Here is a 24,812-nt window from a genome sequence, read left to right as displayed (position 1 = left end):
AACTTGATTGGTCTGGACCAGCTTTATGCGCCAAGCGGTGGCCACCGCCCCCGGCCGGACACCCCGTGTTCAACGTCCCCGGTCCAGCACCCCCTGTACCACCGCCGTACGACATCCCCGCCCCGCCCGGCCCACCGCGTGCAGCCCCGGCCGCCCCTCGTCCGTCCGGCACTCCTGCACGACCCCCGCCAGGCCACCAACTCCCCACGGAGGAACCAGTGGAACGCTCCGCAGGCAGCAGTCGCAGAAGGCGTCGTCGCTCCCGTCCCGTGCTCGGCGGCACCATGGCCGTCATCGCGGCCGCGGCCCTGACCGTCACCGGACTCGTCAGCACCGCCCAGGCCGCCGACGTCAACAACGCCAGGAACGCGGGCTTCGAGTCGGGCCTCGCCAACTGGACCTGCGCCGGGAACAGCGGGACCGTCGTCTCCTCGCCCGTGCACGGCGGTACGTCGGCGCTGAAGGCCACCCCGGCCGGCCAGGACAACGCCAAGTGTTCGCAGGCCGTCAAGGTGAAGCCCAACTCGACGTACGCGCTCAGCTCCTGGGTGCAGGGCGGCTACGCCTACCTCGGCGTGAGCGGCACCGGAACCACCGACGTCTCCACCTGGACGCCGGGCTCCGCCACCTGGACCAAGCTGTCCACCAGCTTCAAGACGGGCGCGAACACCACCTCGGTGACCGTCTACACCCACGGCTGGTACGGGCAGGCCGCCTACCTCGCCGACGACTTCGAGGTGACCGGCCCCGACGGCGGCGGCGGCGAGGAGCCCGGCCCGGTCATCCCGGCGACTCCCGCGGGCCTCGCGGCGGGCGCCACGACCACGTCCTCCGTCGCCCTGTCCTGGAACGCGGTCTCCGGCGCGACGGGCTACAAGGTGTACCGGGACGGTGTACAGGCCACCACCTCCACCGGAACCTCGGCGACCGTCACGGGCCTCACCGCGGACACCGCCTACCAGTTCTCGGTGAGCGCCACCAACGCGGCCGGCGAGTCGGTCAAGTCCGCCGCCGTCAGCGCCCGTACGGCCAAGGAGGGCACGGGCCCCGGCCCCGGGCCCTCCGTGCCCAAGCACGCGGTGACCGGCTACTGGCAGAACTTCAACAACGGCGCGGCCGTCCAGAAGCTCAGCGACCTCCCGGCCGACTACGACATCATCGCGGTCTCCTTCGCGGACGCCACGGCGACCCAGGGCGCGGTCACCTTCAACCTGGACACCGCCGGGCTGAACGGCTACACCGACGCCCAGTTCCGTTCGGACATCAAGGCCAAGCAGGCGGCCGGCAAGAACGTCATCATCTCGATCGGCGGCGAGCTGGGCACGGTCCGCGTCGACAGTGACGCCTCCGCCACCGCGTTCGCCAACTCGGTGTACGCGCTGATGCAGGACTACGGCTTCAACGGGGTCGACATCGACCTGGAGAACGGCCTCAACGCCACCTACATGACGAAGGCGCTGCGCCAGCTGTCGGCGAAGGCGGGCCCCGGGCTGGTCCTCACGATGGCCCCGCAGACCATCGACATGCAGTCGACCTCGGGCGAGTACTTCAAGACGGCTCTCAACGTCAAGGACATCCTGACCGTCGTCAACATGCAGTACTACAACAGCGGTTCGATGCTCGGTTGCGACGGCAAGGTCTACTCGCAGGGCTCGGTGGACTTCCTCACCGCGCTCGCCTGCATCCAGCTGGAGGGCGGCCTCGACCCGTCCCAGGTCGGCATCGGCGTCCCCTCCTCCTCCCGCGCCGCGGGCAGCGGCTACGTCTCCCCGTCGATCGTGAACGCGGCGCTGGACTGCCTCGCCAAGGGCACCAACTGCGGCTCGTTCAAGCCGTCCAAGACCTACCCGTCGCTGCGCGGCGTGATGACCTGGTCGACGAACTGGGACGCGACGGCCGGGTTCGCCTGGTCGAAGGCGGTCGGACCGCACGTCCGCAGCCTGCCGTAGCTACGCCGCACCACCCGGATCCCGCAGCGCCGCCGCTCCCCCGGCGGCGCTGCGGCGTTACGTCGGCGACCGTCCGGTCACCGGCGCATCGGGTCACCAGGGCAGTTCGCGCACCTGCTGGACGCACAGCACGACGAACAACAGCCCGGACAGGGCGAGCATCCCGTTGCTGAGCCATCCATTGCGCCACTCCCCGGGCGTACGGGAGGAGTTGAGCAGCCAGAGCAGGGTCAGGGCGAGGAACGGCATGAAGAACGCGCCGAGCACCCCGTAGGCGATGACCAGACCGAAGGGCTCGTCCAGCCAGAGCAGCGTCATCGGCGGGAAGGTCAGCCACAGGAGGTACGCGCGGAACGGCAGCGACCGCTGCCGACGCTCGGCGACGTCCGGCCCCTCGTGCCCCTCGTGCCCCTCGTGCCCCTTGTGCCCCTTGTGCCCCTCGGTCCTCGCCGCACCAGCCGCCGGGGCCCGGAACCGCTCCACGAAGTCGGCGAACATCAGGCTGACGCCGTGCCAGACGCCGATCAGCGACGAGAACGACGTGGCGAAGAAGCCCACCAGGAAGAGCTTGGCGGTGCCGGCGCCGAAGCGGTCCTCCAGCACCTTGCCCAGATCGATCAGGCCCCGGTCGCCGGAGGTGAGGGCGGTCTGGGAGGCGTGCAGCAGTTCGGCGCCGACGATGAGCATCGCCACGACGAAGACCCCGGTGGTGATGTAGGCGACCCGGTTGTCGAGCCGCATCACCTTCATCCAGGAGGAGTTGCTCCAGCCCTTGGCGTTGACCCAGTACCCGTACGCGGCCATGGTGATCGTGCCGCCGACGCCGCCGATCAGCCCGAGGGTGTAGAGGAGCGAGCCGTCCGGGAGCACGGGCAGCAGTCCGGCGAAAGACGCCCCGACGTCCGGCACGACGCGGGCGGCCACGTAGACGACCACCACGAACATGATGCCGACCAGGACCGTCATGACCTTCTCGAAGACGGCGTACCGGTTGAACCAGACGAAGGCCAGCCCGATCAGCCCGGTGACGATCGCCCAGAACTTCAGCCCGGGGCCGTCGGGGAACAGCGCCACGATGGGCAGGGCGCTGGAGGACATGGCCGTCGCCCCGTAGAGGAAGCCCCAGAGCACGACGTAGACCGCGAAGTACACCGTGGTCCAGGGCCCCAGACTGCGCCAGCCGTCGAAGAGCGTCCGGCCGGTCGCCAGATGCCAGCGGCCGGCCGCCTCGGCGAGCGAGATCTTGACGACGCAGCCGATCACCGCCGCCCACATCAGGGTGTATCCGAACTTGCTGCCCGCGACGAGCGTCGCGACCAGGTCACCGGCCCCGACCCCGGTCGCCGCTACGACGATGCCGGGGCCGATGTACTTCCAGCTGGACTTACGTGGTCGGGAGGCCGGCTCCCCTGTCCCTGTGGTTGCGCTTGTCTCCGCCATGCCGATCAAGGAAGCGCAATCGGCGGGGCAGCACAAGGGGGTGGGCGGGGATTCCCGGACCCGTCGGCGCGGGACGTCCCGGTGTGTGCCGGTTCGCTGGATCACCAGGCTGAGCAGCGCCGCGACTTCGCTAGATCACCAGGCTGAGCAGCGCCGCGACTTCGCTAGATCACCAGGCTGAGCAGCGCCGCGACGACGAAGCCCGCGACCGAGAGCACCGTCTCCAGGACGGTCCAGGACTTCAGGGTGTCGCGCTCGCTGATGCCGAAGTACTTCGACACCATCCAGAAGCCGCCGTCGTTCACGTGCGAGGCGAAGATCGAGCCCGCCGAGATCGCCATGATGATCAGCGCGAGGTGGGCCTGGGACAGGTCCTGGCCCTCGACCAGCGGGACCACGATCCCGGCCGTCGTGACGATCGCGACGGTGGCCGAGCCCTGGGCGACGCGCAGGACGACCGAGATCAGCCAGGCGAGCAGGATGATCGGCAGGCCGACGTCGTTGAAGGTGTCGGCCAGCGCGTCCGCGATGCCGCTGCCCTTGAGGACCGCGCCGAAGATGCCGCCCGCGCCGACCACCAGCAGGATGTTGCCGACGGGCTTGAGCGAGGACGTGGAGACCGATTCCAGAGACTTGCGGGACCAGCCGCGCCGGATGCCCAGCAGGTAGTACGCGAGGAACAGGGCGATCGTCAGGGCGACGAACGGGTTGCCGAAGAACTCGATCACCGAGCGGAGCGTGGAGGGGTCCAGGGCGATGGAGGAGAACGTCGCGGCGAGGATCAGGATCAGCGGGGTGCCGATGATCGCGAGGACCGTGCCGAGCGGGACCGGCTTCTCGTGCGGGGTGACCCCGGCGGCGCGCTGTTCGGCGGCGACGGCGGCCTTGGCCTCCGCGGCGGCCTCCACCATGTCCTGCGGGACGTCGACGAAGATGCGCTTGCCGATCCAGGCGGCGTACGCCCAGGCGGCGATGACCGACGGGATGCCGACGACGACGCCCATCAGGATGACCCAGCCGAGCGAGACGTTGAAGAGTCCGGCGGCGGCCACCGGTCCCGGGTGCGGCGGCAGGAACGCGTGGGTCATCGACAGACCCGCCAGCAGCGGCATCGCGTAGAGCAGAATCGATTTTCCGGAGCGCTTGGCGGCGGCGTACACGATCGGTGCGAGGACGAAGATGCCGACGTCGAAGAAGACCGGAATACCGAAGACGAGGCCCGTCATGCCCATGGCGAGCGGGGCGCGCTTCTCACCGAAGGCGTTCAGCAGGCGCGCGCTCAGCACCTCCGCTCCGCCGGACACTTCGAGGATCGCGCCGAGCATGGTGCCGAGCCCGATGATGATCGCGACATGGCCGAGGATGCCGCCCATGCCGGACTCGATGACCGAGACGGCGGCGGACTTCTGCACGGTGCCGAAGAGTTCGGTGACCGAGAGCCCGGCGCCGAGGCCGACGGCTATGGAGACCGCGAGCAGGGCGACGAACGGCTGGAGCCTGACCTTGATGATCAGGAAGAGCAGGAGGGCGATGCCGAGGGCGGCGACGGTCAGCAGACCGGCGGTGCCGTCGATCAGGAGGAGCAGGCCACCGGTGTGCGGTGGCGCCTCGACCGGCGGTGAGGTGGCGGCGAGCAGCATGGGGACTCCGGTGGTGCTGGAGGGCAGGGGGGAGCGCGGCACGGCGCCCCAGGGGAGCGGGGCGCCGTGCCGTACGGCGTGCTGGAGCGGTCCTGCGGGTGGGGTGAAGCGATCAGCGGGGGCCTGCGATCAGGGGGACGGGGGTCGGCGGGCCGGGGTGGCCGGCGGGCCGGGGTGGCCGGCGGGCCGGGTAGTCGGCCGACCGAGCGGGTCGGCCGACCGAGGGGGCAACGTGGCCGGGGTGGTCGATCGACCGACGTGGTCAGCCGAGCACCGCGAGGGCGTCGATCTCGATGAGCAGCCCCTTGGGCAGGCCGACGTAGACCGTCGTCCGGGCCGAGGGGGCCTCCTTGAGGTTCTGCTCGGCGAAGTACGTGTTGTAGATCTCGTTCATCTCCGCGAAGTGGTCCACGTCCGTGAGGTAGACGCGCATCATCATCACGTCGTCCCAGCTCGCGCCACCCTCCTCCAGGATCGCCTTGACGTTGGCGAAGGTCTGGAGGGTCTGCTCGCGGAGCGTGGGGCCGGCGGGCGTCGGGGCCTGGCCCTCCACGGCGGGGAGGAAGCCGACCTGGCCGGCGACCTGGAGGATGTTCCCCTTCTTCACGCCGTGCGAGAACTTCGCGGGCGGCGTGGTGTGGGTGGAGGGGGTGAGGGCGGTCTTCTCGGTCATGGCTGATCAGGCTTTCTTGGGTCGGGTGGTGCCGGAGTACTCCCGGCTGATGGTCTCGGCGGTGCGCCGGACCAGCGGGAGCAGAGTGAGGAGTTCCTCGGCCGTGACGACCACATTGGGTGCGGACACCGACATGGCCGCGACGACCCGCCCGTCCGCGCCGCGAATGGGGGCGCCGATGCAGTTGATGGACTCCTCGTGGCCACCGAGGTCGGTGGCCCATCCCTGTTCGCGGACGACGGCGAGCTCCTTGAGGAACGCGGCGGCGTTGGGCGTCGAACGGGACGTGTACATGGGGTAGTCGAGCTTCTCGGCGATGACGCGCCGCTCGGGCTCGGTGAGGTCGGCCAGCAGCAGCTTGGCCACGGCCGCGACGGTGATCGCGACGGGCTTGCCGATCCGTGAGTACATCCGGACCGGGTAGCGGCTCTCGACCTTGTCGATGTAGAGGACTTCCTGCTCCTCGTACACGGCGAGGTGGACGGTGTGCCCGCACCGGTCGTTCAGCGCGACCAGGTGGGAGTGGGCGATCTCGCGTACGTCGAGGTTCTCGACGGCTTCCTGGGCGAGCGCGAAGAGCCGGGCGCCGAGGCGGTAGCGCTGGTCCTCCTGGCGGTAGACGAGACCGTGCTCGTGGAGCGTACGCAGCAGACGCAGCGCCGTGGACTTGTGGACGCCGAGCCGCTCGGCGACCTGGCCGAGGTCGGCGGGTCCCTGGGCGAGCAGCGGCAGGATGCTGAGTGCCCGGTCGACGGTCTGGCTCATGGTGCGCGTACCTCCTCGGCGGCCCGGTCGGCTGCGGTCCAGCCGGGGCCGAGACGAAGTCTCCCCCAGGCGTCGTCGTCGAAGGCCGCGAGTCGGTCGGCGTGGTCGCGGGCGGGCGGGTCGGTGAGGTCGCCGGGGACGGTGAGGACGGCGGCGGCCATGAGGTGCCCGTGCCGGACCCGGTCCCGCACCGGCAGCCCGCGCAGGGTGGCGGAGAGGAACCCGGCGGCGAACGCGTCTCCGGCCCCGACGGCGGCCACGACGTCGACGCGGAGGGCGGGGACGACGGTGACGGTGTCGGCGCTTTCAGCCCCGCCGGCGGCACTCTCAGCCCCTCCGGCACCCGCCGAGCCCGCTCCGGCGGCACTCTCAGCCCCTCCGGCGTTTGAGGAGCGGGGTCCGGGGCGGCGCCCCGAGGCGAACACCGTCGCACCCGCGCTCCCCCGCTTCACGACCACCACGGCCGGCTCAGGAAGCGCCGCCCGGATCGCCTCCGCGCCGACGATCCCCCACGCCTCCTCCGCCTCGTCCTCGCCCACGAAGACCAGGTCCGAGCGGCGGGCCAGCTCCAGGAGCACCGACGCGTCCGCCTCGGACCCCCGCCACAGATGCGGCCGGTGGTTCACGTCGAAGGAGATGAGCGGGCGGCCCGGCCGGGGGGCCGTCAGCTCCCGCAGCAGCGCCAGGCAGTCGGCGGACAGCGCGGCCGTGATCCCGGACAGGTGCAGGATCCGGCCCGCGAACAGCTCCTCGTACGGCACGTTCGCCGGCGACATCGCGGACGCCGCCGACCCGGCCCGGTAGTAGGCGACCTCGTGGGTGTCGGTCCCGCGATCCGTCGCCGTACGAAAGTAGATGCCGGTCGGGCGCACCGGGTCCCGGCGGACGGCCGAGGTGTCGACCCCGTACGACGCGATCGTCTCGACGAGGTGGTCGCCGAAGCCGTCCGCGCCGACCCGGCCGACCCAGGCCGCCCGGTGCCCGGCGGCGGCGAGCGCGCAGGCCACGTTGGACTCGGCGCCGCCGATCCCGCGCCCGAAGGAGGGCACGTCGGCGAGGCGGCCGGGCTGCGAGGGCAGGAACGTCACCATGGACTCACCGAGACAGACGACATCGGTGGTCGTGGCGGCGTCGGCCGTCCCTGCTGCGGGTCCGGGCACTGGAGGGCTCCTCACTGATCGGCGTGCGGGCCGGTGGTCACCATTGACCGGGCATCGGCTCGGATGTTAGACAGCGTTGAGCGATATACGCAATGGGTGTTGCATATGTTGCAACGAACTTCGAGGAGTCCCCCTTGGCAGCCGAACGCCCCACCGGCCACACCGCCGTTCCCGCGCCCTCCGCCCCCGGCGCCTCCCCCGCGTCCCTGGCGTCCGGCCTCGCCGACGAACGCGTCGACCACCGCTTCAAGGCGCTGCCGCCGGACGCGGAGGGCCTGACGGTCGGGGCGCTGGCCGCCGAACGCCGCAACCTCTTCACCGGCGGGTTCACCACGCCCGTCCTCGCCCTCTCCGCCGAGTCGGTGGCCCACAACCTCGACCTCCTGGAGACGTACGCCGAGCGTCACGGCCTCGCGTTCGCCCCGCACGGCAAGACGTCCATGTCCCCGCAGCTCTTCGTGGACCAGCTGAAGCGCGGCGCGTGGGGCATCACGGCGGCCGTGCCGCACCAGGCCCGGGTCTACCGGGCGTACGGCATCGGGCGGATCTTCCTCGCCAACGAGCTGGTCGACGCCGTCGCCCTGCGCTGGCTGGCCGGCGAGATGACCGCCGACCCGGAGTTCCGCTTCGTCTGTTACGTCGACTCCGTGCGCGGCGTCGAGCTGATGGAGACGGCCCTCGGCGCGGCGGGCGCCACCCGCCCGGTCGACGTGGTCGTGGAGCTGGGCGCGGGCGAGGGCGCGCGCACCGGGGCCCGCACGGAGGCCGACTGCGCGGCGGTGGCCGACGCGGTGGCGGCGGCCGGTTCGCTGCGGCTGGTGGGCGTCGCCGGGTACGAGGGCGAGGTGCCGGACGCCGGCCCGGAGCGGGTACGGGAGTGGCTGCGGCGGCTCGTCGGGCTCGCGGCCGACTTCGACGCGGCAGGCCGGTTCGCCGGCGCCGAGGAGATCGTCGTCAGCGCGGGCGGCAGCGCCTGGTTCGACGCGGTCGCGGACGTCTTCGCGGAGATCCCCGAACTGAGCGCCCCGGTGCTGAAGTTGCTCCGCTCCGGCGCGTACGTCTCGCACGACGACGGGCACTACAAGCACCTCACCCCGTTCAACCGCGTCCCCGAGGAGGGTGCGCTGGAGCCCGCCTTCCGCCTCTGGGCGCAGGTCGTCTCCCGCCCCTCCGGTGAGCAGGCGTTCCTGAACGCGGGCAAGCGCGACGCGGCGTACGACCTCGATCTGCCCGAGGCGCAGGTGGTCCGCTCCGGCCGGGACGGCTCGGTCAGGCCCGCCACCGGGGTCACGGTCACCGGCCTCTCCGACCAGCACACCTGGGTGCGCACGGAGGCGGGCACGGAGCTGGAGGTGGGCGACTGGGTCGGCATGGGTCTCTCGCACCCCTGCACCAGTTTCGACAAGTGGCAGCTGATCCCGCTGGTCACGGCGGACGGCACGGTCACCGACTACATCCGCACGTTCTTCTAGAGCCGCAGGCCCCCACCACCCCCCGATCGGAAAGGCGACCCATGGACCTGGTCCTGCGTGACGCGCTCGTCGTCGACGGCACCGGCGCGCCCTCCTACCGCGCCGACGTGGCCCTCGACGGCGGCCGCATAGCCGCGATCCATCCCGAGGGCTCCCCCGGCCCCCGTCCCACCGCCACCCGGGCCGTGGACGCGGACGGCCTCGCGCTCGCCCCCGGCTTCATCGACATGCACGCCCACAGCGACCTGGCGCTGCTGCGCGACCCCGACCACAGCGCGAAGGCCGCGCAGGGCGTCACCCTGGAGGTGCTGGGCCAGGACGGGCTGTCGTACGCCCCGGCCGACGACCGCACCCTCGCCGAGGTCCGGCGCTCCATCACCGGCTGGAACGGAGACGGGAGCGACATCGACTTCGACTGGCGCACCGTCGGCGGCTATCTGGACCGCCTCGACCGGAACTTTGGCGGCCAGGGCATCGCGGTCAACGCCGCCTACCTCATCCCGCAGGGCACGGTCCGGATGTACGCGGTGGGCTGGGACGACCGGCCCGCCACCGACGCCGAACTGGTCCGGATGAAGGAGCTGGTGGACCAGGGCATGCGGGAGGGCGCGGTCGGCATGTCCTCGGGCCTCACCTACACGCCCGGGATGTACGCGGACGACGCCGAACTCACCGAGCTGTGCCGGGTGGTGGCCCGCCACGGCGGCTACTACTGCCCGCACCACCGCAGTTACGGGGCCGGAGCGCTCGAAGCGTATGAGGAGATGGTGCAGCTCACCCGGAACGCCGGGTGCGCCCTGCATCTCGCCCACGCCACGATGAACTTCGGCGTGAACAAGGGCAGGGCGCCGGATCTCCTCGCCCTGCTCGACGGGGCACTCGCCGCCGGGGCCGACATCTCGCTCGACACCTACCCCTACACCCCGGGCTGCACGACTCTGGTGGCCATGCTGCCGAGTTGGGTGAGCGAGGGCGGGCCGGACGCGATCCTCACGCGGCTCGCGGACGCGGAGAGCGCGGAGCGGATCCGGCACCACCTGGAGGTGCTGGGCTCGGACGGCTGCCACGGCGTGCCGATCGAGTGGGACACCATCGAGATCTCCGGCGTCGGCGCCCCGCACCTGGCCGCGTACGTGGGGCGCACGGTGGCTCAGTCGGCGGCGCTGCGGGACGAGGAGCCCTGGGTGACCGCCCGGCGGCTGCTCACCGAGGACCGGCTCGGGACGACGATCCTCCAGCACGTGGGCCACGAGGAGAACGTCCAGCAGATCATGCGGCACCCGGTGCACACCGGGGGCAGCGACGGCATCCTCCAGGGCGACAAGCCGCACCCCCGGGCGTACGGCACGTTCCCGCAGTACCTCGGCCGGTACGTACGGGAGTTGGGCATCCTCTCGCTGGAGGAGTGCGTCGCCCATCTGACCTCGCGCCCGGCCGCCCGGCTGCGGCTCGCGGACCGGGGCCTGGTGCGCGAGGGCTACCGCGCGGACCTGGTGCTGTTCGACCCGGAGACGGTGGCGGCGGGCTCCACGTTCGAGGAGCCGCGCGTGCTCCCGGCCGGCATCCCGCATGTGCTGATCGACGGCCGGTTCGTCATCGAGGACGGCAGGCGGACCTCGGTGCTGGCGGGCCGGGCGGTCCGGGGAGCGGGGGCCGGGGCGGGGGCCGCCTGAAGGCTCTTCGCGAGGTCTACGAAGCCTCCGCCGCGCGTTCCGCCGCCCAGGCGAGGTCCTCCTCGGTGGGGGCGTCGTCCTGGGTGAGCGCGCGCCGCCAGTAGCCGCTGAACTCGACGGCCGCCTTGGGCAGTCGGCGCTCCTCCACCAGATGGCGGCGGAGCGCCCGGACGGCGGAGGCCTCGCCGGCCACCCAGGCCGCGTCCACCCCGTCGAGCCCCGGTCCCGCCTCCCGGACCGCCGCCGGCAGCGAGCCGCCCCGGTCCCGGTGCACCCACCGGACCTCGGACCCACCGGCGGCGGACGGCAGCTCCCGCTCCTCCGCCGCGTCCGCCACCTCGGCGAAGACCACGGCCCCGGTTCCGGCGGGCAGCGCCTCCAGCACCGTGGCGATCGCCGGGAGCGCCGTCTCGTCCCCGGCGAGGAGCATCCGCCGGGCGGCGGGCAGCGGCCGGGCGTAGAGGGAGGACGGGCCGACCATGCCGAGGACGTCGCCGGCCCGGGCCGCCGCACCCCAGCGGGAGGCGGGGCCGCCGTCGCCGTGGATCACGAAGTCCACGGTCATCACGTTGCGTTGGCGGTCGTAGGCGCGGACGGTGAAGCTGCGCATCCAGGGCCGCTCCGCCTCCGGAATCGCGAGGAATGCCTCGTACCAGCGCATGCCGTACGGGTCGTCCGCGTCCGGCTCCGGCTCGGGCTCGGGCAGCCGGGGCACGGTCTGCCCGGCGCGCGGCAGGCAGAGCTTCAGCTGCTGGTCGGGGCGGTCCTCCAGCAGGTCGGGAAGTTCGTCGGCGGTGAAGCCGATCCTGGCCGTGGCGGGGGTGATCCGCTCGACGTCCGTGACCCGCACCCAGGTGACCGGCAGTGCCTGGCTCATCGTGCCCGACCTCTCTCCCACGCTGATAGCTTACGGCGTAATGAATTACCCGCCGGACGTTACTTTACGCCGTAAGGAGTTGCAAGTGGTGGTCTTCGCCGGACAAGGCGACCCGCGCCGTTCCCTCTCCCTCCTGTGGCGCGCGGACGCCCCGCCCCCCACGCGCGGCGGCCCGGGCCCCAAGCCCCGGTTGAGCGTCGACGCGATCGTGACGGCCGCCGTGGCGCTCGCGGACGAGGAGGGGATGGGGGCCCTGTCGATGCGCGCGGTCGGCGACCGGCTCGGGCGCACGGCGATGGCGCTCTACACCTACGTCCCCGGCAAGAGCGAGCTGCTGGACCTCATGTACGACGCCGTCCACGCCGAACTCCCCGCCGCCCGGCCGGAGCCGGCCCACTGGCGGGCGGCGCTCACCGCCTGGGCCGGGGAGATCCTGGAGTTCTACGTCCGGCACCCCTGGGTGCTCCAGGTCTCGCAGGCGCGCCCGGTGCTGGGGCCGCACGAGTACGCGGGCCTGGACAGGCTGGTCGTCCTGTTGCGGGCGACCGGCCTCGACGCGGGGGCGCTGCGGCGGCTGGTGGGGACCCTGTACCCGTATCTGCGGGGGTCGGCGCAGGTGGTGGCCGACGCACGGCTGGCCGCGGCGGCGACCGGGAGTTCCGACGAGGAGTGGTGGGCGGCGCGCTCGGCGGCCCTGATGGAGCTGGTCCCCGACTTCGCGGAGCGCTTCCCCGCGGTGAGCCGGCTGGAGGCGGACGGGCCGGTGGAGCCGTACCCGGTCGCGGAAGAGGGTGCGGAGGCCATGCCGTATCCGGAGCGGGAGGCCCGGGAGGCGTTCCGGGTGGGGCTCGGGGTCCTGCTGGACGGCATCGAGGCGGCGCGCGCCCGGCGGCCCCGATAGCCCGATAGGGGGGTCCGCCCGGCGCGCGCCGGAATCACCGCTGGGTACTGCTACGGCTACGGCTACTGCTACGGCTTGGGCAGCGCACAGCCCTCACGGGTGAGGTCGATCGTGCTGCCGGCCCCGATGCACGGGACCATGTTGTACGTCTGCTGGGCGTAGTTGATGCCCTCGCGGACGGTCACCTCGCCGTTCTCGTCGACCTCGCACGGGTTGTTGCCCGTGCACTGCTGGCCGCTCTCGTTACCGGTGTTGTTGACGGCGACCACCTTGCCGGTGGCGTCGTCGATCACCGGCGAGCCGGACGTACCGCCGATGGTCCGGCACTCCGGGGTGTAGCGGACCGAGTCCTTCCAGCTCCACCGGCCCTCCTTGAGCCGGTGGACGAAGCCGTCGATGTCGCAGCTGTAGGTGCGCTTCCAGTAGCCGGAGGCGACCGTGATGGCGGTGCCCGCCGTCGGGTGGGCGGTCTCCAGCTCCAGCGCCCGGATGCCGTGGCGGTCCTCGATCTGCTGGTAGGTGCTGGTGAGTTCGTAGAGCGAGAGATCGGTGTCGGTCATGGTGCCGTACGCGATCTTGCTCGCCTTCAGGGTGCCGACACCGCTGCCCGAGGCGTTGAGCAGGGTGAACGTCCGGGAGGACGGCTGGTCGACCACGACCTCGCCGGGGCCCGGGAAGCCGGACTCCATGCAGTGCCCGTTGGAGAGCACGAGGGCGGGGTCGGTGGGAGCGGCGTCGGGGGTACGGACGACGGAGCCCGAGCAGTTGCTGAGGGCGACGGTCCCGGCGAAGGTCACGGCCTTCGCGGCGGGGTCGGCCTTCGGTGCGGCTTCCTGTGTCTGCGGCGCGGGTGCGGCTGCGGCGACGGGCGCGACACCCGCTCCCAGGAGCAGGGCAGCGAGAAACGCACCGACGAGAGGCTTGTTCATGTGGGGGGTCCCCTCCAGTGACGCCAAGGGCCGGAGATCTTCCGGCTTTTGACATGCGCATGTTGGCGCAGATGTCGGGTCATCACAAGGGGTCCCCTCACCAGGGGCCGGTTCCGGCCGCGACCACGGCTGTCGCCGCCTCAGCCCACCGCGGCCTCGACGGGGGCCCCGCAACAGGCCCCGGCGCCGACTCCCACACCGGCTCCGGCCTTCTCCGCGCCGCGACAGCCGTCGGCTCCGGCCTCCTCCGCGCCGCGACAGATGTGGTCCCGCCCCCACTGCCCCAGCGGTTCCAGCGCGGCGTTCAGCGAGAGGCCCAGGGGGGTGAGCGAATACTCCACGCGCGGCGGCACTTCGGCATACACCTGGCGGTGCACGATGCCGTCGTCCTCCAGCTCCTTGAGATGGGAGCTGAGCACCTTCTCGGTCACCCCGGTCACGGCCCGGCGCAGCTCACCGAAGCGGCAAGTCCGCTCGTTCAACGCCCACAGGATGAGCACCTTCCACTTGCCGCCGATCACGTCCATCGCCGCGTCGATCCCGCAGACGAAAGCCCCCGGCCTCCGTACGATCCGCATCGTCCACCCTCCCCTGTCCGGTCGCCGGCCGCGCGGTGACCACCCGCTCCACATGGGCACTTGTCGCCCCCGGCACCTTCGACCAGCCTAAGCGGCACGTCCGACAACCATGCCGCTTCCGCCCGGCCCGCCTCAGGCTTCCGCCTCCGCCGCCTCCGCCTCCTTGGCGTACGTCACGGCTTGGAGCAGCGTCAGTCCGGGTTCGGCCCGGCGCAGGATCTTGATGGCCTCCACGGAGCCCGCCGGCCCCTCGTGGCCGGCGGCGGCGAGCCGTTGTCGCACCCACCTGCCCCGCAGCTCCTCGTCCGGGCGCGCGGCGGCGTCCTCGGCCACGACGAGGGCCCGCTCCAGTCCGGGGCGCTCGGAGTCCGTGGCGGTCTCCAGCGCACGCCGGAGCCCGGCGACGACATCGGGGGCGTCTCGGAGGACGAGTGCGGCGAGGGGCTGGGGCTTCCGGAACATGCTCATGTGATCACCGCTACCCGGCCCGGCCCGGCTCTCACCCGAGTTGAGCAGGATCTGAGCAAGCCACACCTCCTGCCACCTGCGCGGTCCCGGGTCTCGGTCCCGGGTCTCGGTCCCGGGTCTCGGTCCCGGGTCTCGGTCCCGGGACCGAGGCCGTGCGGTCGCGCCCTTTCGGTCCGCGGCCGGAGGCGCGCCCGCACCCCGGCTGCGTACGGTCGGCGTATGACTCTCGACCTCGACGCGTACTTCGCCCGCATCGGATGGACCGGAAAGCCCCGCCCCACGCTGGAGGTTCTGCGGTCCCTGCACCGCGCCCATCTGACCGGCATCCCGTTCGAGAACCTGGAGGCCGTCCTCGGCGCCGCCCCATCGCTGGCACTCGACGACCTGGAGGCGAAGCTCGTGCACGGCGGGCGCGGCGGGTACTGCTACGAGCACAACACCCTCTTCTCCGCCGCCCTGAGGCAGATCGGCTTCTCCGTCACGCCGCTGACGGCCCGAGTGGTGCTGGGCGCCGCGCCGGGCGACATCCGGCCCCGTACGCACATGCTGATGCGGGTGGATGTGGCGGGCGAGCCGCACCCGTATCTGGCGGACGTCGGGTTCGGGACGTCCGGCACCCTGCTGGAGCCGATCGAGCTGGTGGAGGGCGTCGAGCTGTCCGACGTGCCGCGCCGCCACCGACTGGTCCACGCACCCCACCACGGTCCGCTGCCGCTGTGGGAGCTCCAGGCCGACCAGGGCGGGTCGTGGGAGCCGCAGTACGACTTCACCCTGGACCCGTACGAGAAGCCGGACTTCGAGGTGATCAACTGGTTCATCGCGACGCACCCCCGCTCACCGTTCCGGCAGGCCGTGTACGCGCAGCGCACCCGGATCGGCTCCCACCTCGCGCTGTCGGGGCTCGACCTGGTGGAGACGGCCGACGACGGCACGATTCAGGAGCGGCGGCTGGAGGACGGCGACGAGGCGCTGCGTGTCCTGGCGGACGACTTCGGCATCCGTCTCCCGGAGGGCGTCCGGCTGCCGGAATGACGCCCCCGGCGGCCGGAACGGGCGCGCCGGTACGCGTCGGGCGTGGTGACGGCCGAGATGGCCGGGATGGCCGAGATCGCCGGGATCGCCGGGATCGCCAGGATCGCCGGGTCGCCGGGTCGCCGGAACAGGCACGCCGGCCCGGCCGTGCCCGCCACAGGGACCCGGTACGGGCACCCGCGTGGCGCATCTCACCCGTTCCGGTCACCCACGCCCCGTTTCCAAGCCGCGACGCCACCCCGACCGGACGATCCCACGGTCCGGGGCGGCGGCGGGCATGGCGATGGAAGACGGGGCGGGGCGGGGAGGCACCCCGGAGGGAGTACGCCGGGAGCCATCCCCGCGCACCTCGCGAAACGCCGCCGTAAGCTCGCGGACATGCAGGTCATCCAGTCCACGAAGCTCTCCAACGTCTGTTACGAGATCCGGGGTCCCGTGCTGGAGGAGGCGATGCGGCTGGAAGCGGCCGGTCAGCGCATCCTCAAGCTGAACACGGGCAATCCCGCCGCGTTCGGGTTCGAGTGCCCGCCGGAGATCCTTGAGGACATCCTGCGCAACGTCGCGGGCGCACACGGTTACGGCGACGCGAAGGGCCTGCTGTCAGCGCGCCGCGCGGTGATGCAGCACTACCAGACCAAGGGGATCGACCTCGACGTCGAGGACATCTACCTGGGCAACGGCGTCTCCGAGCTGATCCAGATGTCGATGCAGGCGCTGCTGGACGACGGCGACGAGGTGCTCGTACCGGCCCCCGACTATCCGCTGTGGACCGCGTCGGTCTCGCTGGCGGGCGGGACGGCCGTGCACTACCGGTGCGACGAACAGGCCGACTGGATGCCGGACCTCGCGGATATCGAGCGGAAGATCACCGACCGCACCAAGGCCCTGGTGATCATCAACCCGAACAACCCGACCGGCGCCGTGTACGACGACGAGATGCTGCGCGGTCTCACCGAGATCGCCCGGCGGCACAACCTGATCGTCTGCTCCGACGAGATCTACGACCGGATCCTCTACGACGGCGCGACCCACACCCCGACGGCGGCGCTGGCCCCGGACCTCATGGTGCTGACCTTCAACGGGCTCTCCAAGAACTACCGGGTGGCCGGCTACCGCTCCGGCTGGATGGCCGTCTGCGGGCCGAAGGCGCACGCCACCTCGTACATCGAGGGGCTGACGATCCTCGCCAACATGCGGCTCTGCGCCAACATGCCCTCGCAGCACGCGGTGGCCACGGCGCTCGGCGGCCGGCAGTCGATCCAGGACCTGGTGCTGCCGGGCGGCCGGATCCTGGAGCAGCGGGACGTGGCGTACGACCTGCTGACCTCGATCCCCGGGGTGACCTGTGTGAAGCCGAAGGGGGCGCTGTATCTCTTCCCCCGGCTCGACCCCAAGGTCTACAAGATCAAGGACGACCGGAAGATGGTGCTGGACCTGCTGCGGGCCGAGAAGATCATGGTCGTGCAGGGCACCGGCTTCAACTGGCCCGAGCCCGACCACTTCCGGATCGTCACGCTGCCGACGGTCGAGGACCTGACCGACGCGGTGACCCGGATCGGCACCTTCCTGGACGGCTACGGACAGCCCTAGCCGGTTACGGGCTGCCGTAGCCAGTCACGGACAGCCGTAGTCGGTTACGGACAGCCCTGGGGCCATCACCCTTCCGGATCAGGCACAACTTTAGACTCATTCCAATGTAGGATGGTTCCACGCACCATCGGGAGGCCATCCATGTACGAGCCGATCCGCAGCCCCTCGGCCCACACCCCGGCCGACGGAGCGGACTTTCCGCACCGCAGCCGCGAGGAGGAGCTGGACATCCAGCTCGCCGGGCACCTGGCCGCCCTCCTCGCGGTCACCGACGAGCTGGGCCTCACCGGACCGGGCGACCGGATCGCCGAGCAGGTGGCCAGGCTGCGCGGCGCCCCGCCCGCCCGGCACGCCGCCCTGACCGACGCCACCCCCGCGGACCTCCACCGCCGCGCCCACGCCCTCGCGGGCCGCGCCCTGCTGGTGGCGGCGTCCCGCGCCGACACGACCGCCGCCATCCTCTCCGCGACACGGATGGACGCCCACACGGCGGCCCTCGCCGACCCCGCCCTCTCCGGGCAGCTGGTCGGCGCCCACTGACGGCCCCGGCCCGCGTGCCGTCGAGGCCGCGCGGGCCGGGAGCCATGGCCCATCTCCACCGGGGCCGTTGCGTTCTGGGATGACTCCTTCATCTTCCGTCCACCCAACTCGGCCCGGAATGTGGGTTTCCGCGAGCACGCTGCGCGGGTGAGACGCATCGTGGGAATCGTCCTGGCGGTCGTGCTGATCGCCGGTGTGGCGGCGGCCGTCGCCCTGGGCCGCGACAGCGGGGACAGCGGCACCGCCGCGAAGACCGTACGCGGAGTGATCGGGTCGGAGAAGGCGGAGTTCTTCGCCGACCCCGACACCGTGAAGGCCCTCGCGGCCAAGGGGTTCACCGTTCGGACGGAGACCTCCGGGTCCTGGGCGATGGACCGACTGCCCCTGAAGGGCCACGACTTCGCCTTCCCCGGCTCCAAGGCCCCGGCCGATGAGCTGCGCCGGGGAGCCGACGCCCAGGGCGGCCCGCTGCGGCCGTTCTACTCGCCGCTCGTCGTGGTGGCCCATCGCGGCGCGGCCGAGGTCCTCGCGGACAACGGGCTGGTCCGGCTGCGGGCCGCCGACGGATCGAAGTTCACCACGCAGGGGACCCTGCTCATGGGCCCCTACCTCGCGGCGGCCGAGGACGACCGGACCTGGCAGCAGCTCAAGGGGGCTCCCGGGCACGCCGAGTTGAGCGGCACGGTGTTCATCACGAGCACCGACCCCGTCACCTCCAACTCCGGCGCGCTCTACCTCGCCGCCGCCTCGTACGTCGCCGACGGCGGCCGGGTCGCCGCGGACGCGAAGGCCGTGGAGCGCACCGCGCCCCTCATGCGCAAGCTCGTCCAGGTCCAGGGCGCGCAGCAGACGAGCAGCGACGCGCCGTTCCGTGACTTCGTCAGCGGAGTGGGCAACCCCCTCGTACTGGTCTACGAGTCGCAGGTGGCCTCCCTCCTGATGAGCAGTCAGCGGCAGGAGATCGGCGACCTCGTCGTCCTCTACCCGGACACCACGGTGTCCAGCGACCACACCCTCGTACCGCTGACGGACCACGGCCGCGAGCTCGGCGAGCTGCTGGCCACCGACCCCGGGCTGCGGAAGCTGGCGGTACGGCACGGCTTCCGGCCCCAGGGCGCGGCGGCCGAGTTCATCACCGCGACCGCGGACCACACGGCCTACATCGACCAGCGGCTGACCGGCGTGCGCCAGGCGCCCGTGCCCACCGCGGAGGTGCTGCGCTCGATGGCACGGCGGGCTCGCGGCTGACGACGCCCGCCCCCGCCCACGCCCGGCCCGTTCCGGCGGCCCCGCCGCACTCGGCCACCCGGCCCGCGCCCGCACCAAGCCACCTGTTCCCGCGGCCCCGGCAGCCGGGCCTGTTCCCGGCTGCCGGGCCCGCACTCGCAGCCCAGGAGACCGCCACCATGCCCCAGGACGCCGGAGCCCGGAACGCCGGGCCCCAGGACACCGGATCCCAGTACCCCGGGCCCCCGGACCCCCGACGGCCGTACGACCCACCGACCACGCCGCTCGCCCCGCCCACCCCGCTCGTGCTCACCCCGCCCGCGCCCGTCGCCCCCGTCCGCGCCGAGCAGGCCGCCGGGCTCGTCCCGGTCGGGGAGGCCGTGCGCGCCGACCTGGTCCGGCGCGCCGAGGAGTACGTCGAAGGCCTCGCCGGACTCGACGCCCGCTCCCCCGCATTCGGCGCCCGGGTCGGCGAGATCGCCGCGCTCGGGCAGGGCGACATCCGCGGCGCCGCCCAGCAGTCCAACCGGATGCTGGACCGCACCGTCCGCGCACTCGCCTCGGGCGAGGGCGACGCCCCGGCCCGGGTGGGGGCTTCGCTCGTCGAGCTGCGCCGCACGGTGGAGGACCTCGATCCGCGCGACACCCCGGGGCGCGGGGCCCGTCGGCTGCTGTCCCGGCTGCCTGGCGGGCGCCGGCTGCGCGACCACGTCGCGAAGTACGCCTCCGCCAAGGGGACTCTCGACCGGATCGTCGGCTCGCTCCGCGGCGGCCAGGACGAACTGCGGCGCGACAACGCCGCGTTGCACACCGAGCGCAGCCGCCTGTGGGACTCCATGGGCAAGCTCCAGGAGTACGCGGTACTCACCGAGGCCCTCGACGGCGTCGTGGAGCGGCGCGTCGCGGAGGCCGAGGCGGCGGGCGATCCGGCGCGGGCGGACGCGCTCCGGGCCGACGTCCTTTTTCCGGTGCGGCAGAAGCACCAGGACCTGCTGACCCAGATCGCGGTCTGCGCCCAGGGGTACCTGGCGATGGACGTCGTACGGCGCAACAACGACGAGCTGATCAAGGGCGTCGACCGGGCGGCCACCACCACCGTGTCGGCGCTGCGGATCGCGGTGATGCTGTCCTCGGCGCTGGAGAACCAGCGCCGGGTGACCGAGCAGGTGCAGGTGCTGCGCTCGACCACCGAGGACCTGATCCGGGGCAACGCGGAGATGCTCGCCACACAGAGCGGGGAGATCCAGCGCATCGCGGCCGACCCCGCGGTCGGCGTCGAGACCCTGCGCACCGCGTTCGGGCAGATCTACGCGACGCTCGACGCCATCGACACGTACAAGGCGCGGGCGACCGGGACCATGGCCGCCACCGTGGAGTCGCTGACCGCCGAACTCCAGGAGGCCGGGGCCCGGTTGGAACGCAGCCGGGCCGCCGGCCCCACGCTGGAAGGGGGCCGCTCATGAACAGCGGCCCGGGGAAGGGCGCCCTGGCGCGGCGCGCGCTCCTCCCGCTGCTGACCGCGGCCCTGATCGCCCCGCTCGCCGCCTGCACGACGGACCGGGACGACGGGCGGGGCGCCGGCCGGGGCGGCGACGACGGGCAGCCCCGCACGGGGACCGTACGGGTGCTGGCCTCCAGCGAACTCAGCGACATGGAGCCCCTGTTGGAGAAGGCGCGCGAGGCTACCGGGATCACCGTGCGGCCCACCTGGGCGGGCACGCTGGACGCCGTGGAGCGCCTGGCGTCCGGGAAGGCGGACGGGGCGTTCGACGCGGTGTGGCTGTCGTCCAACGACTATCTGCGGCTCGATCCGGAGGCCGCCCGCCGGATCGCCTCCGAGACCCCGCTGATGGCCTCCCCGGTCGCGCTCGGGGTGCGGCCCGAGACGGTACGGCGGCTCGGCTGGGATGCCGGGGCGGTCAGCTGGGCGCAGGTCCACCGGGCGGTCGCGGCCGGGGACCTGACGTACGGGATGACCGACCCGAGCCGCTCCAACTCCGGTTTCGCCGCGCTGGTCTCGGTGGCGTCCGGGCTCTCCGGCGCGCAGGCGGCGCTCACCGACGCCGACGTCCGCGCGGCCGGGCCGAAGCTGAAGGAGTTCTTCGCCGGGCAGCGGCTCACCTCCGGCTCCTCGGGGTGGCTGGCCTCCGCGTACGCCCGGCGCTCCACGGTGGACGCGCTGATCAACTACGAGTCGGTGCTGCTGTCCCTGAACCGGGACAGCGGCGCCGGGCTGACGGTGATCCGCCCCCGCGACGGGGTGGTGACCGCCGACTACCCGCTGAGCGCCCTCGCCGGGGCCGCGCCCGACGCCCGGGACGCCGTGCGGACCCTGACCGAGCACTTCCGGTCCACCGCGGTGCAGCGGGAGATCACCGCGCGGACGCTGCGCCGGCCGGTCGTCGCCGGCGCGCGCCCCGCCGATCCGCTCTCCCCCGAGCAGCGCCGTGAACTGCCCTTCCCCGGTAAGCGGTCGGTCGCGGACGGGCTGCTGTCCTCGTACGAGCACCGGCTGCGGCGGCCGTCGCGGACCGTGTACGTCCTGGACACCTCCGGGTCGATGGAGGGCGCGCGGCTGGCCCGGCTGAAGTCCGCGCTCAACGGGCTGACCGCCGGCTTCCGTGAGCGCGAACAGGTCACGCTGCTGCCGTTCGGGTCCACCGTCAAACAGGTCCGCACGCACACCGTCGACCCGGCGGACCCGAAGGCGGGCCCGGCGGCGATCCGGGCGGACTCCGCGGCGCTGACCGCCGAGGGGGACACCGCGATCTACTCGTCGCTCGCCGCCGCCTACGACCACCTGGGCCCGGACACCGAGTCCGCGTTCACCTCCATCGTGCTGATGACGGACGGGGAGAACACGGCGGGCCGGTCGGCGGCGGAGTTCGCGGCGTTCTACCGGGCGCTGCCCGCCGCCCGCCAGGTCACCCCGGTGTTCCCGGTCGTGTTCGGCGACTCCGACCGCTCGGAGCTGGAATCGATCGCCTCACTGACCGGCGGCCGGCTCTTCGACGGGACGAAGGAGGAGGGTCCCGGTTCGCTGGACGGGGCGTTCGAGGAGATCCGTGGCTACCAGTAGGGGCCGGGGCGGTACCCGTAGGAGCAAGGGCACAGGCCGGTCCGTGGCGGCCCGGGTCGTCGGCTATCTGGAGTCGGCCCGGAACCTGGCCGGCGGCGCCGCGGCCCTCGTCGGTCTCGCCCTCACCTTCGCCGGGTTCGCCGGGGCGTACTGGCCGGTGGTGGTCGGCGGGCTGTACGGGGCGGGCGCGCTGCTCGCCCCGCCGCCCCGGCCGCCCGCCCCCGCGTTCGAGGATCCCTCGTCCCGGCTGGACGAACTGCGGGCCGACCTGGTGACGCTGCGGGCGTATCTGGACCGGGTGGACCTGCCGGCCGCCGCGACGGAACGGCTCACCGCGCTGACCGGTCTGCTGGACGGGCTGCTGGCCCCCGGCTGGGCCTCGGAGGCGCTGGCGGAGGATCCGGAGGGCGTGCACGTGGTGGCGCGGGCGGTGCGCCGGGACGTTCCGGAGTCCGTCGACGCGTATCTGCGGACCCGGTGGTGGACGCGGCTCGCGCCGGGCGCGCGGGCTCCGGAGGAGGAGCTGGAGCGGCAGGTGGCGCTGCTGCACGGGGAGGCGCAGGAACTGGTGGACGGGGCGCGGGAGGCGGAGGAGCTGCGCCAGCGGTCCCACACGAAGTATTTGGAGGACCGGGGCGGGGGCGGCCTGCGGCGCACGCCCCCCGGGGGAACGGGGCGGCCCCCGGAACCGTGAGGGGGTTCCGGGGGCCGGGAGGGTGTCCTTGGTCGGGGACAGGCCCTCCGGGGCTGTCGGCGAGGACAGGCCCCGTACCGCGGCGGGTCGTTCGGCCCCACAGGTCAGGGCGGACGTCCGGCGGACCCGGCCGCGGGGTTCGGCGGGAGCGCGGGGCTCAGCCCAGGCGCTTCACCAGGGCGTGGTACTCGTCCCACAGCTCCTGGGGCGTGTGGTCGCCGAAGGTGTTGAGGTGCTCGGGGACCAGGGCGGCCTCCTCGCGCCAGACCTCCTTGTCGACCGTGAGGAGGAAGTCGAGGTCGGCCTCGGAGAGGTCCAGGCCCTCGGTGTCGAGTGCGCCCTTGGCCGGCAGGATGCCGATCGGGGACTCGACGCCCTCGCCCTTGCCCTCCAGGCGCTCCACGATCCACTTCAGGACGCGGCTGTTCTCGCCGAAGCCGGGCCAGACGAACTTGCCGGCGTCGTTCTTGCGGAACCAGTTGACGTAGTAGATCTTCGGGAGCTTCGACTGGTCGGCCTTGTCGGCGCCGACCTTGACCCAGTGGTTCATGTAGTCGCCCATGTTGTAGCCGCAGAACGGCAGCATGGCGAACGGGTCGCGGCGCAGCTCGCCGACCTTGCCCTCGGCGGCGGCGGTCTTCTCGGAGGCGACGTTGGCCCCGAGGAAGACGCCGTGCTGCCAGTCGAAGGACTCGGTGACCAGCGGGACGGCGGAGGCGCGGCGACCGCCGAAGAGGATCGCCGAGATCGGCACGCCCTTGGGGTCCTCCCACTCGGGCGCGATGATCGGGCACTGTCCGGCGGGGACGGTGAAGCGGGCGTTGGGGTGGGCGGCGGGCGTGGAGGACTCGGGGGTCCAGTCGTTGCCCTTCCAGTCCGTGAGATGCGCGGGCGCCTCCTCGGTCATGCCCTCCCACCAGACGTCGCCGTCGTCGGTGAGCGCCACGTTGGTGAAGACGGAGTTGCCCCACATGGTCTTCATGGCGTTGGCGTTGGTGTGCTCGCCGGTGCCGGGCGCGACGCCGAAGAAGCCGGCCTCGGGGTTGATCGCGTAGAGGCGGCCGTCCTCGCCGAACCGCATCCAGGCGATGTCGTCGCCGATGGTCTCCACGGTCCAGCCGGGGATGGTCGGCTCCAGCATGGCGAGGTTGGTCTTGCCGCAGGCCGAGGGGAACGCGGCCGCGACATACTTGCTCTCACCGCGCGGCGGGGTGAGCTTCAGGATGAGCATGTGCTCGGCGAGCCAGCCCTCGTCGCGGGCCATGACGGAGGCGATGCGCAGGGCGTAGCACTTCTTGCCGAGCAGGGCGTTGCCGCCGTAGCCGGAGCCGTACGACCAGATCTCGCGGTCCTCGGGGAAGTGCGAGATGTACTTGGTGGTGTTGCAGGGCCACGGGACGTCCTCCTGGCCCTCGGCCAGGGGTGCGCCCAGGGTGTGGACGGCCTTCACGAAGAAGCCGTCGGTGCCCAGCTCGTCCAGGACGGCCTGGCCCATGCGGGTCATGGTGCGCATGGAGACGGCGACGTACGCGGAGTCGGTGATCTCGACGCCGATCGCGGAGAGCGGCGAGCCGACGGGCCCCATGCAGAAGGGCACGACGTACATGGTGCGGCCGCGCATCGACCCGCGGAAGACACCGTCGGCACCGGTGAAGACCTCCCGCATCTCGGCGGGGTCCTTCCAGTGATTGGTCGGACCCGCGTCCTTCTCCTCCTTGGAGCAGATGAACGTACGGTCCTCGACGCGGGCGACATCGCTCGGGTCGGACGCGGCGTAGTACGAGTTCGGCCGCTTGATCTCGTCCAGCTTGGTGAACGTGCCCTTGGCCACGAGCTCCCCGCACAGGCGCTCGTACTCGGCCTCGGAGCCGTCGCACCAGACCACCCGGTCCGGCTGGGTGATCGCTGCGATCTCGTCGACCCAGGAGACCAGCTCCTGGTGGTGGGTGGGAACAGTGAGGGGAGCCGCGATGTCGCGCGCCACGATCGCTCCTAGTTGAGGGTGTCAGTTGTCGAGGGGCCCCGTGGGGGCTGCGACCCGGATGCTTCGTACCCTTCGAATTCCCCTGGCGCTCATCCGGTGCCGACTGCACTCATTTGATCATCCGACCGTTTCGCCCATATG

The 24,812-nt window shown here is 72.3% G+C and carries 21 protein-coding genes; 11 read left to right on the top strand and 10 right to left on the bottom strand.

Annotated features, from left to right (window positions below; genetic code table 11):
- Positions 1–218 precede the first annotated feature (218 nt).
- Positions 219–1,949, top strand: coding sequence for a glycoside hydrolase family 18 protein (locus D581_RS0104965; RefSeq protein WP_051114539.1), 1,731 nt, complete (start codon positions 219–221; stop codon positions 1,947–1,949).
- A gap of 93 nt (positions 1,950–2,042) precedes the next feature.
- Here the strand turns inward: D581_RS0104965 and D581_RS0104960 are convergent, their stop codons facing one another.
- The 5 genes from D581_RS0104960 to D581_RS0104940 form a co-directional block, all read right to left on the bottom strand.
- Complete coding sequence (locus tag D581_RS0104960) at positions 2,043–3,389, bottom strand: Nramp family divalent metal transporter (RefSeq protein ID WP_018956127.1); 1,347 nt, start codon at positions 3,387–3,389, stop codon at positions 2,043–2,045.
- 164 nt (positions 3,390–3,553) lie between these two features.
- Positions 3,554–5,029 carry a GntP family permease gene (locus D581_RS0104955; protein ID WP_018956126.1) on the bottom strand — a complete coding sequence of 492 codons (1,476 nt, stop codon included), beginning with the start codon at positions 5,027–5,029 and terminating at the stop codon, positions 3,554–3,556.
- 262 nt (positions 5,030–5,291) lie between these two features.
- Positions 5,292–5,702 (bottom strand): RidA family protein, encoded by a 411-nt coding sequence (locus tag D581_RS0104950; RefSeq protein ID WP_007460291.1) that lies wholly within the window; start codon positions 5,700–5,702, stop codon positions 5,292–5,294.
- A gap of 6 nt (positions 5,703–5,708) precedes the next feature.
- Positions 5,709–6,467 carry an IclR family transcriptional regulator gene (locus tag D581_RS0104945; protein WP_007460289.1) on the bottom strand — a complete coding sequence of 253 codons (759 nt, stop codon included), beginning with the start codon at positions 6,465–6,467 and terminating at the stop codon, positions 5,709–5,711.
- Positions 6,464–7,627, bottom strand: coding sequence for a sugar kinase (locus D581_RS0104940; RefSeq protein ID WP_018956125.1), 1,164 nt, complete (start codon positions 7,625–7,627; stop codon positions 6,464–6,466). Before D581_RS0104940 ends, D581_RS0104945 begins: the two co-directional genes overlap by 4 nt.
- A gap of 134 nt (positions 7,628–7,761) precedes the next feature.
- On the opposite strand from D581_RS0104940, the gene D581_RS0104935 reads away from it, so the two are divergent.
- Positions 7,762–9,099, top strand: a complete 1,338-nt coding sequence (locus D581_RS0104935) for an alanine racemase (RefSeq protein WP_018956124.1) — start codon at positions 7,762–7,764, stop codon at positions 9,097–9,099.
- Positions 9,100–9,140: 41 nt separating this feature from the next.
- The gene (locus D581_RS0104930; RefSeq protein ID WP_018956123.1) at positions 9,141–10,772 is read left to right on the top strand and encodes a D-aminoacylase; all 1,632 of its coding nucleotides are present in this window, start codon (positions 9,141–9,143) and stop codon (positions 10,770–10,772) included.
- Between the two features lie 16 nt (positions 10,773–10,788).
- Here D581_RS0104930 and D581_RS0104925 read toward each other — a convergent pair whose 3' ends face one another.
- A complete protein-coding gene (locus tag D581_RS0104925) occupies positions 10,789–11,649 on the bottom strand; it encodes a siderophore-interacting protein (protein WP_018956122.1) in 861 nt (286 codons plus the stop codon).
- 85 nt (positions 11,650–11,734) lie between these two features.
- Between D581_RS0104925 and D581_RS0104920 the strand changes: the two genes are divergently transcribed.
- Complete coding sequence (locus D581_RS0104920; protein WP_018956121.1) at positions 11,735–12,550, top strand: TetR/AcrR family transcriptional regulator C-terminal domain-containing protein; 816 nt, start codon at positions 11,735–11,737, stop codon at positions 12,548–12,550.
- Positions 12,551–12,618: 68 nt separating this feature from the next.
- On the opposite strand, the gene D581_RS0104915 is transcribed toward D581_RS0104920, so the two are convergent.
- From D581_RS0104915 to D581_RS0104905, 3 genes are all read right to left on the bottom strand, one after another.
- Entirely contained in the window at positions 12,619–13,479 is an 861-nt protein-coding gene (locus D581_RS0104915) for a S1 family peptidase (protein WP_018956120.1), read from the bottom strand.
- Between the two features lie 140 nt (positions 13,480–13,619).
- Positions 13,620–14,057 carry a winged helix-turn-helix transcriptional regulator gene (locus D581_RS0104910; protein ID WP_018956119.1) on the bottom strand — a complete coding sequence of 146 codons (438 nt, stop codon included), beginning with the start codon at positions 14,055–14,057 and terminating at the stop codon, positions 13,620–13,622.
- 132 nt (positions 14,058–14,189) lie between these two features.
- Positions 14,190–14,525: a hypothetical protein gene (locus tag D581_RS0104905; protein WP_018956118.1), complete on the bottom strand. Its 336-nt coding sequence runs from the start codon at positions 14,523–14,525 to the stop codon at positions 14,190–14,192.
- Between the two features lie 219 nt (positions 14,526–14,744).
- On the opposite strand from D581_RS0104905, the gene D581_RS0104900 reads away from it, so the two are divergent.
- From D581_RS0104900 to D581_RS0104870, 7 genes are all read left to right on the top strand, one after another.
- A complete protein-coding gene (locus D581_RS0104900) occupies positions 14,745–15,557 on the top strand; it encodes an arylamine N-acetyltransferase family protein (RefSeq protein WP_018956117.1) in 813 nt (270 codons plus the stop codon).
- 378 nt (positions 15,558–15,935) lie between these two features.
- A complete protein-coding gene (locus D581_RS0104895; RefSeq protein ID WP_018956116.1) occupies positions 15,936–17,147 on the top strand; it encodes a pyridoxal phosphate-dependent aminotransferase in 1,212 nt (403 codons plus the stop codon).
- A gap of 141 nt (positions 17,148–17,288) precedes the next feature.
- Positions 17,289–17,687, top strand: coding sequence for an SCO4983 family protein (locus D581_RS0104890; protein WP_018956115.1), 399 nt, complete (start codon positions 17,289–17,291; stop codon positions 17,685–17,687).
- A gap of 120 nt (positions 17,688–17,807) precedes the next feature.
- Entirely contained in the window at positions 17,808–18,935 is a 1,128-nt protein-coding gene (locus D581_RS0104885) for a hypothetical protein (protein WP_486585797.1), read from the top strand.
- A 158-nt stretch (positions 18,936–19,093) separates the two neighbouring features.
- On the top strand, positions 19,094–20,377 hold the full coding sequence (locus D581_RS0104880) for a toxic anion resistance protein (protein ID WP_018956113.1): 1,284 nt from the start codon (positions 19,094–19,096) through the stop codon (positions 20,375–20,377).
- Positions 20,374–21,993, top strand: coding sequence for a VWA domain-containing protein (locus D581_RS0104875; RefSeq protein ID WP_018956112.1), 1,620 nt, complete (start codon positions 20,374–20,376; stop codon positions 21,991–21,993). The genes D581_RS0104880 and D581_RS0104875 overlap by 4 nt, the downstream gene beginning before the upstream one ends.
- A 43-nt stretch (positions 21,994–22,036) precedes the next feature.
- The gene (locus tag D581_RS0104870) at positions 22,037–22,687 is read left to right on the top strand and encodes a hypothetical protein (protein WP_018956111.1); all 651 of its coding nucleotides are present in this window, start codon (positions 22,037–22,039) and stop codon (positions 22,685–22,687) included.
- A gap of 157 nt (positions 22,688–22,844) precedes the next feature.
- On the opposite strand, the gene D581_RS0104865 is transcribed toward D581_RS0104870, so the two are convergent.
- Complete coding sequence (locus D581_RS0104865) at positions 22,845–24,671, bottom strand: phosphoenolpyruvate carboxykinase (GTP) (RefSeq protein WP_018956110.1); 1,827 nt, start codon at positions 24,669–24,671, stop codon at positions 22,845–22,847.
- Between the last annotated feature and the right edge of the window lie 141 nt (positions 24,672–24,812).

This window comes from Streptomyces sp. CNB091, assembly GCF_000377965.1.
The sequence above is the reverse complement of the archived record's forward strand: the minus strand, read 5'-3'. Positions and strand labels throughout refer to the sequence as shown.